This is a genomic window from Gardnerella sp. DNF01141, assembly GCF_049244255.1.
GTDB classification, from domain to species: domain Bacteria; phylum Actinomycetota; class Actinomycetes; order Actinomycetales; family Bifidobacteriaceae; genus Bifidobacterium; species Bifidobacterium vaginale_E.
In genome coordinates this window covers 863325-883876 of record NZ_CP058391.1, presented here as the reverse complement: position 1 = coordinate 883876, position 20552 = coordinate 863325, and the positions used below count along the sequence as shown (strand labels likewise).

The 20552-nt window shown below is 44.0% G+C and carries 14 protein-coding genes and 3 rRNA genes; 13 read left to right on the top strand and 4 right to left on the bottom strand.

What is annotated here, in order from left to right; genetic code table 11:
• The first annotated feature begins 129 nt into the window (after positions 1-129).
• On the top strand, positions 130-1098 hold the full coding sequence (locus tag HXT35_RS03220) for a ketopantoate reductase family protein (RefSeq protein ID WP_004126738.1): 969 nt from the start codon (positions 130-132) through the stop codon (positions 1096-1098).
• A 205-nt stretch (positions 1099-1303) separates the two neighbouring features.
• Positions 1304-3202: an alpha-glucosidase gene (locus HXT35_RS03215; RefSeq protein WP_004126740.1), complete on the top strand. Its 1899-nt coding sequence runs from the start codon at positions 1304-1306 to the stop codon at positions 3200-3202.
• A gap of 28 nt (positions 3203-3230) precedes the next feature.
• On the opposite strand, the gene HXT35_RS03210 is transcribed toward HXT35_RS03215, so the two are convergent.
• Positions 3231-4001 carry an SIR2 family NAD-dependent protein deacylase gene (locus tag HXT35_RS03210; protein ID WP_421787811.1) on the bottom strand — a complete coding sequence of 257 codons (771 nt, stop codon included), beginning with the start codon at positions 3999-4001 and terminating at the stop codon, positions 3231-3233.
• A 743-nt stretch (positions 4002-4744) separates the two neighbouring features.
• Here HXT35_RS03210 and HXT35_RS03205 point away from each other — a divergent pair.
• From HXT35_RS03205 to HXT35_RS03170, 8 genes are all read left to right on the top strand, one after another.
• Positions 4745-6271: ribosomal RNA gene (locus HXT35_RS03205) — 16S ribosomal RNA — on the top strand.
• Positions 6272-6657: 386 nt separating this feature from the next.
• Positions 6658-9718 (top strand): 23S ribosomal RNA (locus tag HXT35_RS03200).
• A 178-nt stretch (positions 9719-9896) separates the two neighbouring features.
• Positions 9897-10013 (top strand): 5S ribosomal RNA (gene rrf, locus HXT35_RS03195).
• Together the 16S, 23S and 5S rRNA genes form the textbook arrangement of a ribosomal RNA operon.
• A 357-nt stretch (positions 10014-10370) precedes the next feature.
• Entirely contained in the window at positions 10371-10919 is a 549-nt protein-coding gene (locus HXT35_RS03190) for a helix-turn-helix domain-containing protein (protein ID WP_421787809.1), read from the top strand.
• 26 nt (positions 10920-10945) lie between these two features.
• Positions 10946-11767, top strand: a complete 822-nt coding sequence (locus HXT35_RS03185) for an IS3 family transposase (RefSeq protein ID WP_421788378.1) — start codon at positions 10946-10948, stop codon at positions 11765-11767.
• 168 nt (positions 11768-11935) lie between these two features.
• Positions 11936-12655 carry a nitroreductase family protein gene (locus HXT35_RS03180; RefSeq protein ID WP_004129391.1) on the top strand — a complete coding sequence of 240 codons (720 nt, stop codon included), beginning with the start codon at positions 11936-11938 and terminating at the stop codon, positions 12653-12655.
• A 154-nt stretch (positions 12656-12809) separates the two neighbouring features.
• Positions 12810-14141: an ATP-binding protein gene (locus tag HXT35_RS03175; protein WP_004129389.1), complete on the top strand. Its 1332-nt coding sequence runs from the start codon at positions 12810-12812 to the stop codon at positions 14139-14141.
• Between the two features lie 167 nt (positions 14142-14308).
• Positions 14309-14710 carry a transcriptional regulator gene (locus HXT35_RS03170; protein WP_004129386.1) on the top strand — a complete coding sequence of 134 codons (402 nt, stop codon included), beginning with the start codon at positions 14309-14311 and terminating at the stop codon, positions 14708-14710.
• Between the two features lie 182 nt (positions 14711-14892).
• Here the strand turns inward: HXT35_RS03170 and HXT35_RS03165 are convergent, their stop codons facing one another.
• The 3 genes from HXT35_RS03165 to HXT35_RS03155 all read right to left on the bottom strand — a co-directional run bounded on the left by HXT35_RS03165 (position 14893) and on the right by HXT35_RS03155 (position 17254).
• Entirely contained in the window at positions 14893-15264 is a 372-nt protein-coding gene (locus HXT35_RS03165; protein ID WP_004112863.1) for a hypothetical protein, read from the bottom strand.
• Positions 15265-15425: 161 nt separating this feature from the next.
• Entirely contained in the window at positions 15426-16586 is a 1161-nt protein-coding gene (locus HXT35_RS03160; protein ID WP_004129382.1) for a hypothetical protein, read from the bottom strand.
• A complete protein-coding gene (locus HXT35_RS03155; protein ID WP_004137067.1) occupies positions 16583-17254 on the bottom strand; it encodes a response regulator transcription factor in 672 nt (223 codons plus the stop codon). The genes HXT35_RS03160 and HXT35_RS03155 overlap by 4 nt, the downstream gene beginning before the upstream one ends.
• Positions 17255-17729: 475 nt before the next feature.
• Here HXT35_RS03155 and HXT35_RS03150 point away from each other — a divergent pair, with 475 nt between their 5' ends.
• The 3 genes from HXT35_RS03150 to HXT35_RS03140 are packed head-to-tail and all read left to right on the top strand — an operon-like array spanning position 17730 to position 20534.
• Positions 17730-18632: an efflux RND transporter periplasmic adaptor subunit gene (locus tag HXT35_RS03150; RefSeq protein WP_004129376.1), complete on the top strand. Its 903-nt coding sequence runs from the start codon at positions 17730-17732 to the stop codon at positions 18630-18632.
• Positions 18629-19339, top strand: coding sequence for an ABC transporter ATP-binding protein (locus tag HXT35_RS03145; protein ID WP_004129373.1), 711 nt, complete (start codon positions 18629-18631; stop codon positions 19337-19339). The genes HXT35_RS03150 and HXT35_RS03145 overlap by 4 nt, the downstream gene beginning before the upstream one ends.
• A complete protein-coding gene (locus tag HXT35_RS03140; protein ID WP_421787807.1) occupies positions 19323-20534 on the top strand; it encodes an ABC transporter permease in 1212 nt (403 codons plus the stop codon). Before HXT35_RS03145 ends, HXT35_RS03140 begins: the two co-directional genes overlap by 17 nt.
• The last annotated feature ends 18 nt before the right edge of the window (positions 20535-20552 follow it).

Sequence of the window (20552 nt, the reverse complement as noted above, 5' to 3'; positions counted from 1 at the left end):
ATGCTATAAAAACAAAAAGCAAATCGTTTTTACTTTTGCTTTTGCAATATTTGTAGTCGCTTCGACGTAATTCCTGTAAAACGCATGAATCTCGCCTAAGCACATTTTTACCTAAAAGGAGGTGTCACTATGAGTGGCATGAAATATGCAATGATCGGTTCGGGAGCTATGGGATATCGCTATGGCGTTTTGTTGCAGGAAACGGCCGGTATTCATGTTGATTTCATTGATGCCTGGGATGAAAATGTGAATAAGGTTCGCGCGCAAGGCGGAGTAATGGTTAGCCGAGACCATGAAAACCGTCATTTGGTGCCTATTAATATGTATACGCCTGAAGATTACGACGGTGATCCAGACGTGTGGATTGTGTTTATGAAGCAAATGCAGCTTGCTCAAATGTTGGAGCGTTGCAAGCATTTGTTCAAAGAGCATCAGGTTGTGTTTGCTGCAATGAACGGTTGGGGTCATTTTGAAAAGCTTCAGCAGTATTTCTCAGATGATCGTATTTACGGCGGTACGGCAATGATTGCAACCGTTTTGAATGGTCCGGGTGACGTTGATTTTATTGGTAAAGTTGGCGTTGGCACAATGAATATGTGCGCGTTGAACGAGCAGGTGAGTGATGTTGAGCTTGCTATGCGAGACGACTTTAAAGCTGCAGGTTTGAACCCTACTATTACGGAAGATTTCAAGGGTACTTGCATGGCGAAGGTGATTTTTAATTCCGTAATCAACACTTTGTGCACTATGTACCAGATTCAAATGGGCCAGTTTATTTCGTACCCAGGTGCTATGGATATGGCTCGTCAACTTATTAACGAAGCTTACGACGCGTGCGATCGCGCCGGAATTCGTATGGTAAATACGCGCCAGAAGGAGATGGAAGCTATCGATTACGTAAGTCGCGTGGCAAATCCTTTGCACTATCCTTCTATGTACCAAGATATGAGCCGCGGTCGCGAAACGGAAGTCGACTATATCAACGGTTATATTGCGAAACTTGGTCGCGAAAACGATTACGTTTGCCGCACGCACGAATTCTTAACTCACGGCGTGCACTTGGCGGAGCTTGCGTTCAAACTGCATCATCAGCAGTGATTTGGAGAGCATTCTAATTCGTGCCACGAATGAGAAGGAGGTGCGGCTCACGGTTTTTACTGCGGGCCGCTTTTATTATATGCGCAAATATATAGTATTCTGCTAGAATTTAGAGTCTAAAATTATAAATACTATTAAACATAAAATTATTCGTAATAGAAAATACGCAATAAAATACTTACTTACGTAAATTAGTGGGGAATGTATGACTACTTTTGACCGAGTAAACTTACCAGAATCCGTGCGCACAAACGGCGCTACGCCAAACCCTTGGTGGGCGAATGCAGTTGTGTATCAGATTTATCCGCGAAGCTTCCAAGATACCAACGGCGACGGTATTGGTGATTTGAAGGGAATAACTTCGCGCCTTGATTATTTGGCTGATTTAGGCGTTGACGTGCTCTGGCTCAGCCCTGTATACAAGTCTCCGCAAGACGATAATGGTTACGATATTTCCGACTATCAAGATATTGATCCACTTTTTGGAACTTTGGAAGATATGGACGAACTTTTGGCTGGAGCTCACGAGCGTGGGCTTAAAGTTGTGATGGATTTAGTAGTAAATCATACTTCCGACGAGCACGCCTGGTTCCAAGCTTCAAGAGATGCTTCTAGCGACTACGCGGATTGGTATTGGTGGAGGCCGGCTCGTGAAGGCCATGTGCCAGGAGAGCCTGGCGCGGAGCCAAATAAGTGGGGCTCGTATTTCGGCGGTTCTGCGTGGACTTACGATCCAAAGCGAGGTGAATACTATCTTCACCAGTATTCTCCAAAGCAGCCAGATTTAAATTGGGAAAATCCTGCGGTTCGCGCTGCAGTGTACAAGATGATGAATTGGTGGATGGATCGCGGAATTGACGGCTTCCGCATGGACGTTATTACGCAGATTTCAAAGCATGTTGATTCTGAAGATCGCTTGCCTGGTGAAGATGGCTGCCAAATTGAAGATTTTCCGGCTGGAGCCGACGGCTATTCATCGCCATTCCCATTCTGCTCGGACGGACCTCGTTTAGACGAGTTCTTGCGCGAGATGCGTGCAGAAGTTTTCGAAGGGCGCGAAGGTTATCTTACTGTTGGTGAGGCTCCAGGAATTTCTCCGCACCGCAACACATATATTACGGATCCTGCTCACAGCGAACTCGACATGTTGTTCCTGTTCAATCACGTAGATATTGATTGCGAAAACGGCACGAAGTGGAATCCTGTGCCGCTAAAGTTGACTGATTTAAAGCGCGTAATGGCTGAGCAGCAGCAAGCTGTAGCGGATGCTGGTTGGGCGAGCCTGTTCTTTAATAATCACGATCAGCCGCGTGCGCTTTCTCGCTGGGGAAGTGAATCTAGCGATGAGATGCGCGTGCGATCCGCTAAGGCAATTGCAATGCTTCTTCACATGCATCGCGGCACTCCGTACGTGTATCAAGGTGAAGAAATTGGTATGACTAACGCGCACTTTACTCGTCTTGAGCAGTATCGTGATTTGGAAGCGTTGAACATGTTTAAGCAGCGCGTAGAAGAAGCGCATATTCAGTCGGCGGAGTCTATGATGGATGCGCTCGCAAAGCGCGGTCGCGATAATTCTCGAACTCCAATGCAGTGGAATGCTTCTAAATACGCGGGATTCATGCCTTTTAATGTTCCGTCGCTAAACAATGCGGAGCCGTGGATTAGTGTGAATCCTAACTACGTAGACATTAATGCAGCTGAGCAGATGGAAGATTCGGATTCTGTTTATGCTTTTTACAAGTATTTGATTGCTTTGCGCCATTCTGAGCCGATTGTTTCCACAGGCTCTTGGAATTTGGTTGATGCAGACGACGAGTGTGTGTACGCTTTTGTGCGTGAGCTTAAATCCGATTGCGGAACTAAGGAAGATTCTGCGGAATCTAATGCAGAATCTACAGAACGCATGCTCGTAATGGTTAATATGACAGAATCAACTGTTCCTATTCCTGCAGAAAGTGCGAAAACGCTGCAAAATCGCCTTTCTAGCAGCTTTACGGAGCATAACGTAATGGTTACAACCTACGACGTAAATCATGCGCTTACATCGCTTAAAAATGGTACGCTTTCGCCTTGGGAAGGTATAGCTGTTACTTTGCAATAGTTAATTTGTGATAATTGTTTCGCAATAACTACTTTGCAATAGTTTCGTCTACTAATTTTGGCAGAGCTTTCGCAATATCTTCGCGAATAATACGCTCTGCCAAATAATCGTATTGCGTAGCTCCCAGGTTCATTATCGTAATTGGCACTCCTGCGCGAGCAGCTAACGGCACAAGGCTTGCAGCTGGAAATACTTCTAGCGTGGAGCCAATAACCCACAGCTCGTCCGCTTTAACTATTGCTTGCGCGCTTCTTTCCATAGCGCCTTCGGGAAGTGCTTCTCCAAAATATACAACGTCTGTTTTAATCAGACCATTGCAAGGCATATTTCCGCGGTATGGCAGGGCGCGCCTGCAATGCGGATCTGGATGCTCGTCTAAATCTGCCATAATATCGGCAGTTTTATAGCTCGCGTGGCAGCTCATGCAGTGCGATGTTCCAATACTTCCGTGCAAATTCACTATGATGTCTGGGTCATTGCCAGCTTTTTCGTGAAGTGCGTCAAAGTTTTGTGTGGCTATAAGGTCGAGCATTCCTGCCTGCTCGAGTTTTACAAGTGCCTTGTGAGCTGTTCCAGGCTGTGCGTTCCAAACTGGCGACTCTTTTTGCCATCGCCAAGAATATATGCGTTCCTCTTTACTGCTTAAAAATGCGTCTATATCGTAAACACTCATTTGTTCTGGGTGCTTGGTCCATACGCCGTCTGGTCCGCGAAAATCTGGAATGCCCGCGCTCGTAGATATTCCCGCGCCTGTTAGCACAACGATATGTCTTTTGCTGTTTGATTGCTTGTTGTTCATTCTTCTTCTCCTTTTATTAATATCTGTTAATATCCTATTCTTATTTTTCTTCTTCTTTATGCTCTTTACGCTTTTATGTTTTTATGTGCTTCATATTCTTTAATAAATGTTTATTTAATAAGTATCCATTTATATATGTATTTCTTATTCCATATATCGCATTCATATATCTTTTTGTTTATGTTTAATCGTATATCTCATACTTTTCTGCTTTTTGTGTATTTTGGGCGTTGATTTTGTATTGATTGTGTTTTTGTCGTTGTTTTGTTTAAAGCTGGGGGTTGCGACACTCCCGGTTTTGAGGTTTTTGGGGTTATTTTTGGTTATTTTTTGTTGGTTTTGATTATTGTTTCTGGTTTTGTGTTGGTTCTTGGGTTCTTTTTCGTTGTTTTCGACACTCCGGTGGATGCTAGTGTTTTCAGTGTTTTTGTGGTTGGTTTGTGGGGTGGGTTTGCGTTTTGGCTGGGTTTGGTGTAAGTTTATCTCTTGCTGCTCAGCGCGGCTGGTTCTTCTCTTTGGGGTTGATTGAGCCGGCTGGTGTGGTGGTGGTTTGAGAACTCAAGAGCGTGTCTGTACTACTTATTAGTTAATTATTGCCAGTTCATTGCCTGCCTCACAGATTGTGGGGTGCCTGAGAGATGGTTAAATGGTGGTGAGGTTTTTGTTGGGATGTTCTTTCCTTAAAGAATGTCTCGTCTTTTTCTTTTATATTGGAGCCTTTTGTTGGCTCTTCATTGAATTTTTTCGTGGAGGGTTCGATTCTGGCTCAGGATGAACGCTGGCGGCGTGCTTAACACATGCAAGTCGAACGGGATCTGACCAGCTTGCTGGTTGGTGAGAGTGGCGAACGGGTGAGTAATGCGTGACCAACCTGCCCCATGCTCCAGAATAGCTCTTGGAAACGGGTGGTAATGCTGGATGCTCCAACTTGACGCATGTCTTGTTGGGAAAGTGTTTAGTGGCATGGGATGGGGTCGCGTCCTATCAGCTTGTAGGCGGGGTAATGGCCCACCTAGGCTTCGACGGGTAGCCGGCCTGAGAGGGCGGACGGCCACATTGGGACTGAGATACGGCCCAGACTCCTACGGGAGGCAGCAGTGGGGAATATTGCGCAATGGGGGAAACCCTGACGCAGCGACGCCGCGTGCGGGATGAAGGCCTTCGGGTTGTAAACCGCTTTTGATTGGGAGCAAGCCTTCGGGTGAGTGTACCTTTCGAATAAGCGCCGGCTAACTACGTGCCAGCAGCCGCGGTAATACGTAGGGCGCAAGCGTTATCCGGAATTATTGGGCGTAAAGAGCTTGTAGGCGGTTCGTCGCGTCTGGTGTGAAAGCCCATCGCTTAACGGTGGGTCTGCGCCGGGTACGGGCGGGCTAGAGTGCAGTAGGGGAGACTGGAATTCCCGGTGTAACGGTGGAATGTGTAGATATCGGGAAGAACACCAATGGCGAAGGCAGGTCTCTGGGCTGTTACTGACGCTGAGAAGCGAAAGCGTGGGGAGCGAACAGGATTAGATACCCTGGTAGTCCACGCCGTAAACGGTGGACGCTGGATGTGGGGCCCATTCCACGGGTTCCGTGTCGGAGCTAACGCGTTAAGCGTCCCGCCTGGGGAGTACGGCCGCAAGGCTAAAACTCAAAGAAATTGACGGGGGCCCGCACAAGCGGCGGAGCATGCGGATTAATTCGATGCAACGCGAAGAACCTTACCTGGGCTTGACATGTGCCTGACAGCTGCAGAGATGTGGTTTCCCTTCGGGGCAGGTTCACAGGTGGTGCATGGTCGTCGTCAGCTCGTGTCGTGAGATGTTGGGTTAAGTCCCGCAACGAGCGCAACCCTCGCCCTGTGTTGCCAGCGGGTTATGCCGGGAACTCACGGGGGACCGCCGGGGTTAACTCGGAGGAAGGTGGGGATGACGTCAGATCATCATGCCCCTTACGTCCAGGGCTTCACGCATGCTACAATGGCCGGTACAACGGGATGCGACATGGTGACATGGAGCGGATCCCTTAAAACCGGTCTCAGTTCGGATCGTAGTCTGCAACTCGACTACGTGAAGGCGGAGTCGCTAGTAATCGCGAATCAGCAACGTCGCGGTGAATGCGTTCCCGGGCCTTGTACACACCGCCCGTCAAGTCATGAAAGTGGGCAGCACCCGAAGCCGGTGGCCTAACCCTTTTGGGATGGAGCCGTCTAAGGTGAGGCTCGTGATTGGGACTAAGTCGTAACAAGGTAGCCGTACCGGAAGGTGCGGCTGGATCACCTCCTTTCTACGGAGTTTTTGTGCACGCTCGGATTGAGTGTGGTTACTGGTGTGGAAAACAATAGTTAACGTTTTTTGAATGAGTATGTTTGGGCATGCTTTTGGGTTCCCGGATTGCCACCCCCCTTGTTTTGGGGTTGCGGTCCTTTGCGATCCTTGGATTTCAGGTTGATGCTTTTTGAGTGTTTGGCTTGGGTTCTTGGTGTTGTGGTGGTTTGAGAACTGGATAGTGGACGCGAGTGATTATGTGAGATTCTTTTTAGGGTTTCATGTTTTTGCTTTTACTGATTTTCGACCGGCTCCATTTTGGTGGAGTCGTCTTGATCGTTTTGTGATCGTTTAGTGTGATGATTTGTTGTCTAGAGAATTTTGCTGTTAGGTTTCTTACTGGTGTGTGTCACTGGTAAGGGCGTATGGTGGATGCCTTGGTAGACAGGACCGATGAAGGACGTGACGGGCTGCGATATGCCTCGGGGAGCTGCCGAGTGGGCTTTGATCCGAGGATTTCCGAATGGGGAGACCCGGCCACTGTTATGGGTGGTCACCACAGTTTTTGTGGGGGGTACGCAGGGAAGTGAAACATCTCAGTACCTGCAGGAAAGGATACTCCGTGAGTAGTGGCGAGCGAAAGCGGATCAGGCTAAACCGGGTGCGTGTGATAACCGTCAGGTGTTGCGCATTCGGGGTCGTGGGATTGGTTGTTCAGCCTCTGACGGGGTTGAGAAGAGTGATAAAATGTCGTGCTAGGTGAATGGGATTGAATTCCCAGCCGTAGAGGGTGATGGCCCCGTAGCTTGTCGTGCGATGTCTCTTTATGCTTATTCCCAAGTAGCGCGGGCCTCGTGGAATCCCGCGTGAATCTGCCCAGACCGTTGGGTAAGCCTAAGTATTCCTGTCTGACCGATAGTGTACTAGTACCGTGAGGGAAAGGTGAAAAGCACCCCGGGAGGGGAGTGAAATAGTTCCTGAAACCGTGCGCTTACAATCCGTCGGAGCCTTCTTGTGGGGTGACGGCGTGCCTATCGAAAAATGAGTCTGCGAGTCAGTGGTATGTGGCGAGGCTAACCCGGGTGGGGGAGCCGTAGCGAAAGCGAGTTTTAAAAGGCGTTTTAGTCGCATGTCCTGGACCCGAAGCGGGATGATCTAGCCCTGAGCAGGTTGAAGCGCGGGTAAGACCGTGTGGAGGACCGAACCCACCTAGGTTGAAAACTGGGGGGATGACTTGGGGTTAGGGGTGAAAGGCCAATCAAATTCCGTGATAGCTGGTTCTCTCCGAAATGCATTTAGGTGCAGCGTCGTGTTATTGCTTACAGGGGGTAGAGCTACTGGATGCTTGCGGGCCCATACCGGGTACCAATAGCAGCCAAACTCCGAATACCTGTTAGGTTTATCACGGCAGTGAGTCGGCGGGGGATAAGCTCCGTCGTCAAAAGGGAAACAGCCCTGATCGTCGTCTAAGGTCCCGAAGCGCGTGCTAAGTGGGAAAGGATGTGGAGTCGCATAGACAGCCAGGAGGTTGGCTCAGAAGCAGCCATCCTTGAAAGAGTGCGTAACAGCTCACTGGTCTAGTGGTTCCGCGCCGACAATGTAGCGGGGCTTAAGCACGCCACCGAAGACGCGGCTGCATGATTTATTTCATGCGGGGTAGGAGAGCGTCCTGTAAGGGGTGAAGCGGCCGTGTGAACGTGTCGTGGACTTTACAGGAGTGAGAATGCAGACATGAGTAGCGAGAGACGGGTGTGAATCCCGTCCGCTGGATGACTAAGGGTTCCGGGGCCACGTTCGTCGTCCCCGGGTGAGTCGAGTCCTAAGGCGAGGCCGACAGGCGTAGTCGAATGGATGAACGGGTTGATATTCCCGTACCGGTGTTACACCGTTCGAACTGAATCTGAGAGTACTAACCTTCATTTGCAAGCTGGCTTCCTTTCGGGGTTGTTGGCTTGTTTGTGTTGGGAGCGTATCGGTAGTAGGTTAGCGTGGGAGTGACGCGGGTAGGTAGCCGGCTGCGGAGGTGGTTTTCCGTGGCTAAGCGTGTGGGCTGTCCTCTAGGTAAATCCGGGGGATGTTAAAGCTGAGGCGTGATGGGTAGGCTGTAAGGCTGATTCCGGTGATCCTGCTTGCCAAGAAAAGCTTCAACGTGAGGTGTGATTCCGCTCGTACCCTAAACCGACACTGGTGGTCTGGTAGAGTATACCGAAGCGATCGGGCGAATCCTGGCCAAGGAACTCGGCAAATTACTCCCGTGCCTTCGGCATAAGGGAGACCCCTGATGGTGATATGGTTTCACACTGTTGAGCTGTTGGGGGTGGCACAAGCTAGGGGGTAGCGACTGTTTACCAAAAACACAGGAGCGTGCGAAGGCGTAAGCCGCTGTATACGCTCTGACGCCTGCCCGGTGCCGGAAGGTTAAGAGGATCCGTTAACTTCGGTGAAGCGGTGAATTTAAGCCCCGGTAAACGGCGGTGGTAACTATAACCATCCTAAGGTAGCGAAATTCCTTGTCGGGTAAGTTCCGACCTGCACGAATGGCGTAACGACTTCCCCACTGTCTCGGCCAGGAGCCCGGCGAAATTGCAGTACGAGTAAAGATGCTCGTTAAGCGCAGAAGGACGAAAAGACCCCGGGACCTTTACTATACCTTGGTATTGTCGTTAGGTGTGGATCGTGTAGCATAGGCGGGAGGCTGTGAAGCGTGGGCGCTAGCTTGCGTGGAGTCGACAGGTGAAATACCGCTCTTTCCATATCTGGCGTCTAACCTCAGCACGTTATCCGTGTTAGGGACAGTGCCTGGCGGGTAGTTTAACTGGGGCGGTTGCCTCCTAAAGAGTAACGGAGGCGCTCAATGGTCCGCTCAGCCCGGTTGGCAATCGGGTGTTGAGTGTAATCGCACAAGCGGGCTTGACTGTGAGACTGACGGGTCGAGCAGGGACGAAAGTCGGAGATAGTGATCCGGTGCCGGCGTACGGACGTGGCATCGCTCAACGGATAAAAGGTACCCCGGGGATAACAGGCTGATCATTCCCAAGAGTCCATATCGACGGGATGGTTTGGCACCTCGATGTCGGCTCGTCGCATCCTGGGGCTGGAGCAGGTCCCAAGGGTTCGGCTGTTCGCCGATTAAAGCGGCACGCGAGCTGGGTTCAGAACGTCGTGAGACAGTTTGGTCTCTATCCTCTGCGCTCGTTGGAATGTTGAGGAGACCTGCCCATAGTACGAGAGGACCTGGGTGGACGAACCTCTGGTATGCCGGTCGTCACGCCAGTGGCGCTGCCGGTTAGCTACGTTCGGAAGGGATAACCGCTGAAAGCATCTAAGCGGGAAGCCTGCTCCAAGATAAGCATTCCTTGCACTTTAGTGTGTGAGCCCCCATGTAGAACACGTGGTTGATAGGCTGGACGTGGAAGCCCTGTAAGGGGTGGAGCTGACCAGTACTAACGGGCGATGGTGACATTCTTCCCTTCTGCTTTTTTGGGAGGGGCTAGTTTGAAACTTGAGTATTATTTTCTAGCATCATGGAGTATTAAACGATTCGCTTAACGATTGGTTAGTAAAAGCTTTTATTGCTCGCGTTCATGTCCGGTTCCCAAACCGCCACGTTGCCACTCACTGTTGGTGAGTGTATAATATAGTTTTGCGGTGGTCATGGCTCAGGTGAGACGCCCGGTCCCATTCCGAACCCGGAAGCTAAGGCCTGACACGGCGAGGGTACTGCACTCGATAGGGTGTGGGAGACTAGCACGCTGCCGCATTAATCTTCTAGCGGGGAACTTGATTGTTCCCCGCTTTTTTATTCCCATACTACTGTTTTTTGTAATCCTCCAAACACGCGCTAGTATCCTCACATTTGGAGGGTTTGAGGCTGTGTAGCACTCCAAACGCGAGAGAATCATCTCACATTTGGAGCGAATACTGATATTAAACCCTCCAAACATGAGGAAAACTTACGGCAAATGTTTCCATGTAACGCCAAAACGACAACAAACTCCGGAGAAAAACTACGGAGAATGTTCCAAAATAACGTCAAAACAGACAACAGAGACACGCGCGCAGAAACCGTACTGTGATATGTACCCCTTTTTCTGGACTGCTAGTAAAAGGAGTAGAGCATGTCAAAATGTAAATATAGTTACGAGTTTAAAAAGAAGTGTGTTGAACTATATCGTCAAAACCTGGAATTACCGACGCATAACACTATTAGTAGGAATAATTTTCGTAATACTGTCGCGTACTGGACGCGTTTAGTAAACGCTAACGGGTTCGATGTGCTTAAACCACGCACCGGCTATAAACATTGGGATCCAGTGGGAAAACTTCGTATTGTTAACAAAATTCTTGCTGGGAAAACTATTAACCAGGCAGCAGTTGAGAATGGTTTACTGAAAGGTCAAGTAGCAGACTGGGTGCAAACATATAAAACGGAAGGTTATAGTGGTTTAGTAAAACATACTCGTAAAAAACCAGTAGAAGAGCCTTGTATGAACCGTAAAAACATGAAAAATGTTGATCCTTTAACGTTGAGCGAGCGTGAAGAACTTAAGTTTCTTCGTGAAGAAATCGAGTATCTTAAAGCGGAAAATGCAATACTAAAAAAACTGGATGCCTTGAGCAAAGCGAAGAAAGTTGCTCTACTCAAGGCGAAAAAGCAGAATCAGTAAAACAACTCGTTGAGCAAGGATATAAGCTGAAACATCTTCTTCACGCTATACGAATGTCGAAGTCTACTTACTATTTTGAGTTAAGCAAAATAAACGTAGTAGAACTACGGAATAAAACGTTAATGAGTATTATTCAAGAAATATTTACTCACCATAAAGGCAGGTATGGTGTTAGAAGAGTCTATAACGAGCTATTAAACCGTGGGTTTAAGGTTAATCACAAGCGGGTTCAACGTTTAATGCATGTCATGCAGTTAGTTGGGAAACGCCCAAAAGAGAAGTACAACTCGTACGTGGGTGCGGTTGGTAAAGTCGCGGATAATGTTATTAACCGTGATTTTACTACTACTGCTCCTTTACAGAAGTGGACTACTGATGTTTCACAGTTTAATTTCTCGTGGGGTAAGTGTTATTTTTCACCAATACTTGATATGCATACGAATGAGATTATTGCTTACGATTTATCATTACACCCTGATTTAAAGCAGGTAAAACGCATGTTAGATAAGGCTTTTAAACGTTTCCGAATGGTTGAAGGGCTTATATTCCATTCTGATCAGGGTTGGCAGTATAGGCAGGATTATTTTAGGAGTGTTTTGAAAAAACACGGGATTATTCAGTCTATGAGCCGTAAAGCGAACTGTTATGACAATGGTATTATGGAATCGTTTTTTGGTAGGCTTAAAAACGAGTTGTATTACGGGCACGAGCATGAGTATGCTTCGTTTAAGCAGTTTGCTCTAGCAGTGAAAGAATATATTTATTACTACAATAACGAGAGAATACAGAAGAAGACTGGGTGGGTGCCTCCTGTTGAATACAGGAAAGCATCTACTCAGGCAATATGATTAAGTAAAAAGGGATATGTGTCCAGAAAAAGGGGTACATATCACAGAAACCGTACTGCACCAGTGTCCGAAGAATGGCCAGCGCGCGCTAAATCGCAGCGCTTCGGCAGGCCGTAGCGCAAACTCGAGAAAATACTGCGTGCGTATTTGGTGCGATATACTAAAAGCATGACTACACAAACTTTTGAAGTACTCGCAAAGTCGCGATTTTCTGCACGTGATTTTCTAAACAAACCAGTCGATTCTAAAATACTTGAAACTATTTTGCAAACAGCTGCACAATCGCCGAGCTGGTCCAACACTCGTGGCTACATGCTCGCTATTGCTCAAGGGGAACTAAAACAGCAGCTGATTGACGCATATACGCAAAAATGCAAAGCAATGTTTCAAACTAAAGACGCAAATCTTAGCGAAGAAGAGCGCCTTATAGCCCAGAAAATGAGCCAGCCGGATGGAGATTTTCCTGTAATGGCTCCGTATCCACAATCACTTAAAGAGCGTAGCGCTCGTTTAGGATTGGCGTTGTATAAACAGTTAAATATTGATCGCAAAGATTTTCCTGCTCGAAATGCTCACACTTTGCGCAACTTCCAGGCGTTCGGTGCGCCAGTTATGGGATTTGTGCTTGTGCGCCGTGATTTTCTGCCGTTTGCTGCGATGGATGCTGGAATTATGCTGCAAACGTTACTGTTGGCAGCTAAAGATCAAGGCGTAGACTCATGCCCGCTTGGCGTTCTTGCCACGTGGCGTTCACCGCTTGACGAAGTGTTTGATATTCCGCCGGAGTATGCGCTTATTACTGGTTTTGCGCTAGGGTATGCGTCTGAGGCGCACGTAAATGCTTTTCGCGCAGAGCATCCGCCAATCGAACTTGCGCAGGAAAAGTAACTTCGCATAAACCAACCTATCTTGCAAAACACAAAGTACTTTGCTAAATAACAGATAGAAATGCCAAATATGCGCTATTTTTACTGATTCTATCTTGCAAAGCCCAAAGTACTTTGCTAAATTGAAGATAGAAGCGTAAAGAAAAGGAATGCGAATGATTTTCAATCGTCAAAGGTATATAAAGAAACTTAACAAACTTAGTTGGAATGGTTTGGTTAAAATTATTACTGGTGTGCGCCGCGCGGGGAAATCGTTCATTCTTAACGAGCTGCTTTATAATTCTCTTATTTCTCAAGGTGTTTTGCAGAATAATATCATTCGGTTTGCTTTTGATTCAGACGAAGATATTGATCGTCTTGAGCCATTTGCAAATGGTGAGCCAGTAAAAATCGCAGATAAAAAACTTGGGATTATTATCAACGCTAAAGTGTTTCGTCGCTATATTGCATCGCAGATAAATGATAGCGACAAGTTTTACATTTTCCTCGACGAAGTGCAATTGCTTGATAATTTTGTTGGCACACTTAACAGTTACTTAAGGCATGCAAATTTAGACATATATGTTACTGGATCTAACTCCCGTTTTCTTTCATCAGACATTGTTACTGAATTTAAGGGGAGGAGCACAGAAGTCCACGTTCAACCTCTTACTTTTGCCGAATACGTGGAAAGTTCTAGCAAAACGGTTTCAGAATCTTGGGCAGATTACATTGTTACTGGTGGAATACCGCTTGTAGCTAGAATGCAAAATGTTGAGGAACAAATAAACTACCTTGAAAATCTTATTAAAGAAACTTATTTGAAAGATGTGATTCAGAGGAACAGTGTGCGAAAAGAGCAGGCTCTTTTTGAAACGTTGCAAGTAATAGCTTCATCAATAGGCGCTCCTGTTAATCCAAGGAAACTTTCTAACACGTTTATTAGCCACGGATATGGGGAAATTACTTCAGCAACTGTTAGTCGTTTCATAGACTACTACAGTGATGCTTTTCTTGTAAGTAAAGCTCAAAAGTATAATATTAGGGGCAAAAAATACATTGATTCCTTGTTTAAGATTTACTTTGAAGACATTGGGGTGCGCAACGCTTTGCTTAATTTTAGGCAAATCGAAGAGTCGCATATTATGGAAAATGCTATATACAACGAGTTAAGATATCGCGGTTATAACGTGGATATTGGCGAAATGAATATTGCTGAAAATACTGGTCGAAAAGATAAAAATAACCATGATATTTATGCGCAAAAATCTTTGGAAATAGATTTTATTGCTACTTTGGGAAGCGAAAAATATTATATACAATCTGCGCTCGCTATGCCAACAGAAGAAAAATCATTGCAAGAAAAGCGCTCGCTTTACTATATTGATAATTCTTTCAAAAAGATAGTAGTTACGAAAAATGGATTGCATGCTACAAGAGATAATCGTGGGGTAGTCACCATGGACCTATTTGATTTTTTGCTTAATGAGGATAGCCTTAAGCGGTGATTTAATGCAATTTGATCGAGGTTTGGAGATGATTGAGTTAAGAAGTGCCATGTGCGCTTTATAACCTCACTGAGATGATTTTTTATGCAATGCCTATTTACTTAATTGTTAAATAGGCACATACTTATATGCGTGAAGCGAAAAGAGTTGGAGAAAAAACTTAACCAATGAGTGTTACTGAGCATGATAATGCAACAAATTGTTTGCAAATGGTGACCGCTATAGCTCGCAGATGTGATGACTGGTGGGCTATAGAAGTGCCGGAAATACCAGGATTATTTACTCAAGTACGTAGGCTTGATCAGGTTGCAGCAATGGTAAAAGATGCTGCTGCAACTTTAAATGTTAAAGTCAATGGCGTGAAAGTAACTCCGAAACTTAGTGAGCAAGATGAGCTTATGCTTCAACGTATGTTAGATGCAAAATCTGCAGCTATAAAAACTCAGCAAAAGGCATCTATGCTTATGCGGGAAACGGTTCGCATACTAAGGAATCAGGGCTTGACGGTTCGTGATGTTGCAGAGCTTACGGGGGTTACTCCGCAGCGAATAAGTTCGCTTAAAGCTTAGTGATTTAATCGCAATGTGGTTGAGGCTATAAGCAAATAAATTGTTCAGTAACGTATAAACTCTATGTAAAATAAACCATTAACAGATAAATAATCAAAGGCCAAGTCGTAGGATGCATGGCTACAGCTTGGCCTTTGAAAACTGTGATATGTTTTTATATTAAAATTCGCAGTCTAATGCTTTTACTTATTTTTGGCTATGCCAAGAGCTTTTGAACTTTCATCCTTGTCAAGGCCTATAAATAGAAGCACAATTATGCCAATAATCAGCGGAACATAACCGTATCCAGATCCGTGGATTATGCCGAATATTTCCATAAGCCCATTTGCTATTACAGCTAGTGAAGATACGATAAAATATAGCTGCGCGCACCACGGTTTTTTAATGAGAAACATGGTTGCAAGTCCAAATAATCCAGCGATAATTTGAGGCACTCCCCATAGATAATCATTACGCATTACAATCAGCGCAATTCCGCTAGCAAGAAATACGCCATTGGCTATTGTCCAAAATACGGACGGAATTTGTGCTTTTGTATCTTCTAAATTACTCATATTCTTCTCCTTCTAATACAAGAAAATAATTGCGTATATCAAACCTTGACAATTTATAAATTAATGGCGTGCTAAAAGGTAAACAATATCTTGTATATGAAAACCTTTACAAATAATTACTATCTAAAACTGCTTAAGATTCATTAATCTTTTAAACTTAATCAGTAAGGCATACTATCTATATAGTTATGTTTATTTTTTAAAGGTATAACTGCATTACATTCCCAATACTTACCAAAGGCTCGAAAATAGAGTGAACCGCCTAAATGCTTTATGGTATCGCGATGAAGCAGAAGTCCTTTTTGAGATACTGAACGAATTGCATCTTTACTTTTCCTGTCCAAAAATCGAACATTGAACTGTTTTATAACAATTTGTTTTTTACGTATCGAAATTCTGATGTAATAAACTAAAGAAGCATATTTTCGCATGTTCAAATATAGTTCTTCGATTAATTCAATAACTTCACAGATGATTTCATCGTTAATATTTTCAGGAATATCGTTACTAGATATATTGCATATGGATCTTCCTTTTAATCCACAAGATGTATTGATTGAGTCGTTCATTTGTAGTGTATCTTCAATGTGCTGAATAAACTCGCTTCGAGCATCTTGCTTAGCAGTATTTCCACGTAGAATGTCGATAATATTATGACCTTCTTCAAAAGCCTGATCTGCCAAATCATTTATTGCCTCAATAGCACTTCGCTGTTTTTTAGAAATAGACTTGTCAAGTAATGCTATTTTACTTTGTAGTGCAATATCTGCAATCTTATTAGTTAATCTATCGTGCATTCGCACAGCCAGATGAAGATTATTAATTGTTTGCTTATCTTTTTCATAAAGAACCATTTTTTGGTGAGAAATGCGCAAAATAATACCAGTGCAAACGCAAAATATATTTATTAAAAGGTAAGCAATAAGATACTTGAAAGACAAAGTTGATAAGTATCGGTATGCAACGTAGTGTAATGCATCTATTACTAAGAATAAAGGTAGTGTAAATTGAATCGGATATAAATACGAAATAAAAACAAATGATATGATGAGCCCGAAAGTTACTGGTGGAAGATTCAGACTAGGAATAACAAGAATGCTGAGGTGTACAAAAATATAGCACATGCTCATAAAATGCGGGAGCAAGCAAAGAAACAAATTTATAGCAGCAAGAATCATGTAAACTATGACAAGTTGTATTGTGCTATTGTCGCTATTTGAGTAAATATATGCATCCATTGCGCTCGACAAACATCCCAATAGTAAAAATATTTTATTGTCAATAATCTTTTCTCGCAAACGACGCATTAAGAAAATAATCATTGTGTATCATTTCCTAAATATTCATCATGCAGCCATGTGGTAATAAGTTGTGAACGATTTGTCACATTCAATTTTTTGAACACGCGACGAAGGATAGTTTCCACAGTACAAGTTTCAACAAATAAACGTTTAGCGATTTGCGCATTAGTCATTCCTTTACTGCACAACTTTACAATTTCAGTCTCATGATCCGTTAAAGCAAGGCGTCCATTTTTTGGCTTATTTTGCAAACGTTGAAATGCTGTCGTCGTGTCGTCAAAATGAAAATCGCCTATTATTTGTGGCTTGAACGTGCCATGGGCAATACTGCTAAGCATGGCGCAAATAGTTTCTGGGTGGTTCTTTCCAACAATGCCTTGCGCGCCTGCTGTTGATGCTTTTAAAGCATAATCGTTGATAGGGAATGAAGTTATAGCAATTATTATTGGGAGTGAGTATCTTCTTCGCAATTCGTATAATATTTTAATTCCCGAAACCCCAGACATATACATGTCAATTAGCAGCACGTCTGGGCATTGATTTTGACAAAATTGAATTGCTTGATCGGCGTGCGCGGATAACCAGCAAATATTGCAGGACGGAACAACCTGTTCAATATATGTTTTTAGGCCGTGTAGACAAAAACAATCATCATCAACAATGCCAACAGTAATACGCTTTGCTATCATACTGCTCCTTTAGAAAAGCATTATTTAAGTAATAATAATACTTGAATTTGTATGATGAATATCTTGTCTAGGAAAACCTTTACAAAGCAGATTGTATAAAGGTAGTTGATTGGAGCTTACGGGGGTTACTCCGCAGCGAATAAGTTCGCTTAAAGCTTAGTAACTTAATGCAATATGGTTGAGGCTATGCGCAAGTAAGTCGCTCGGTAGTGTATAAACTCTATGCAAAATAAATCATTCTCTGGTATTATGCAAGCTCCAAAAATCATAAATAAAATCATCATTTAGTGTGATGCAAACTCTTTACGGCGATTATAAGCTATTAGCCAAAAGCTGAAATTCTAAATAAAGTGGTAATCATAAAAGCGTTAATTGCAGCATTACCGAGCCCTTTATTTATTTTGGATCAGTTTGAGAGGCTTGTTTCGACGCATCCTATGAGTTTACGAGTTTGGAGAGTAAGGAGCTTTGTGTTATGCGTAAGTTTACGAAAGTATTCTTGTTCGCTGCTCTGCCAGTGTGTTTGCTTACTGCGTGCTCTGGTAGAGCAGTTGATAATAGTCAGCAGCAGGCATCACATGATTCAGTTCCACTTGTTTCAGTCAAAAAACAGCCTTTAACACAAGTTGTGTCGGGTAAAGCAACAATAGAACAATCGTCTACCTTTGTTATCACTGCTGTAAGTAGAGGGAATTTTTCTCCATCGGTAAAAGCAGGAAGTGTTGTAAAAGCTGGAAGTGTTCTAGGCTACAATGCTGGTAACAAAATTATTGCTCCCGTAGACGCTAAAGTTGTGTCAGTAGCTGAATCATCTGCGGACGTGCCTAAATCTTTCCCGCTATTCACTCTTAAATATGAAGGTTTTTCAATAAGCCTTAACGCAAAAGCTTTACTTCGTTCTGCGGATATTACAGATGTTAAAGGTCGCTTCCAAGTTGAAGACGGTGTTGGACCAACCAATTGTTTGCAAATAGTACAAAGCGGTGGAACTTCTACCGATGTTGCAGCTTCGGATAGTAGCAAGAATGATAATGCTGATTCGACTCAAACAGATGAGTCGAGCGCGCAAAGTGCACCTAGTGTATCGTCAAAAGTTTTAACGTGTTTAATAGATAAAAGCGCAGAAGTAGAATCAGGTCAAAATGCGACGCTTGTTTTTAATGGCAAGCATAAACGATCGGTTCTAACACTGCCCGTTAGTGCGGTTGCTGGAAGAGTTCAAAAAGGCTTAGTCTCATACAAAAAAGGTGATAATTGGGAGAGTAAAGAAGTTGGTCTTGGAATCAGTGACGGCGCTAATATTGAAATTACGTCTGGCTTGCATGAGGGTGATGTCGTAGCAGGTGTTTCTCCTGATCTCATTCCAGGAGTGCAATGATTATGGAGAACAATCCTGTTCCACTAGTTGAACTACAAGACGTGTCAGCGCGTGTAAAACTAGGCAATGGCGAATGGCTTACCACTGTTAACTCTGCCTCTATGTTACTTAATCAAGGTGAAACATACGCGGTAGTTGGCAGGTCTGGTTCCGGCAAAACGAGTCTTATTTCTATTATTGGATTTTTGAATAAAAATTTTACTGGAAAATACTATTATTCTGGCAAGTCAATCCAAAAGTGTAGTGATAATACAGTATCGCATATGCGCGCTCGAAATATTGGTTTTGTTTTTCAAAACTATTCTCTCATTAAGCATTTAAGTATTAGAGAAAATGTTGAGTTGCCGCTTTTATACGCAGGACTACAACAAAGCAAGCAGACAAGAAGAAAAACGATAGAAGAAGCATTATGTGCTGTTGGATTGCAAGATAAACTAAACGAATACCCTGGAAGTCTATCAGGCGGTGAACAGCAGAGAGTCGCGATTGCGCGTGCTCTCGTTACTAATCCCGAATTACTTATTTGCGATGAGCCAACTGGTGCGCTCGATAGTAGTACGGGAGAAAAAGTGCTTCAAGTGTTGCATGATCGTGTTCAAGAATCTGGAACAACATTACTATTAGTCACTCATGATATGAAAGTAGCTCGTTCTTGCTCTCACATTTTTACTATGGAAGGCGGTGTTCTTTATGATCATGCTGCTTAAAGATTTGCGCCTGTCTCCTATGAGATCCTTCCTTACAGGTTTTTCAATGTTTATAGGCATCATTGCCGTTATTGCGTCAGTGCTTATTGGCACGGTTGGTAAGGGCTATCTTATTGCAACTAACGAACAGCTAAACGGTCGTAGACCAACATACGAGATTACTTTTTCAGCACAAAATTTTGACGAATATTCAGTATTTGACAAATTCTTAAATCGCATTGAATCCGCAAACCGTAATGCTAACGTTATGCTACAACCAAACACTGGACTACTGTTTAGCACTTCTATGACAGCCTCGAAGAGTGTAAAAATAAGCAAAGAATATAAGACTGGCAATCTTCAATATGTTGACGCTGTTTACACTACGGCAGGATACAACAGAGTTTATAACTTACCTATTGTAAGTGGAAGATGGTTTAGTAATAGCAATAAAAGCAACGCATTAGAAATGGTAGTAAACCAATCTGCTAGCAAAAGATACAAGATTGGTGAAGTAGCGTTTATTACTTCTCGCAAAACAACACAAATGAGTCCTATAAGGATTGTTGGAGTTGTGAGCGATGGCGTAGACTCAGCAAAAGTATACGTGAATATTCTAGGATTATTACGTTACGCTCCAACTCTTTGGGAATATTCTGGAAAAGAAGTTCAAGGCTCAATCTACTGGTTGAATAAAGAAAATCGTCCTCAAAAATCAATTAAATCTTATGTTTCAGATGCTCTTTACGACTGTTGTGGTGGACAAGTAAACGAAATTAGAAGACATGATAATAGTGATGATTACGAGAATGTGATAATAGTATTGCAATTAAGTTTTGCTATCGTAGCAGCATTATTGCTTTTTGTTTCCGCGCTAGGTTTAATCAATATTGGTTTAGCATCGTTGGAGCAGCGCACGCATGAACTGCTTATACGCAGAGCTTTGGGTGCTACTAAATGGTCGATTGCTTCACTCGTGTTAGGCAGTGCGATTATTTTAGCACTAATAGTTTCGATTGCTGCTGTTGCTGTTTCTTTTGGTTTTGTGTCTATAGCATCAAGTTTTTGGGATGCAGCAAGCCCAGTTAGTCCGCCAGTTTACCCATATGAAGCTGCTATTGGAGCTGTTATTGCGGCTTTTATTACAGCGCTTGCTGGAAGTGTGGTGCCGGCAATAAAAGCATCGCGTTTACAGCCAGCATTAGCATTGCGTTAATTTTCAAAAAATAAGAAA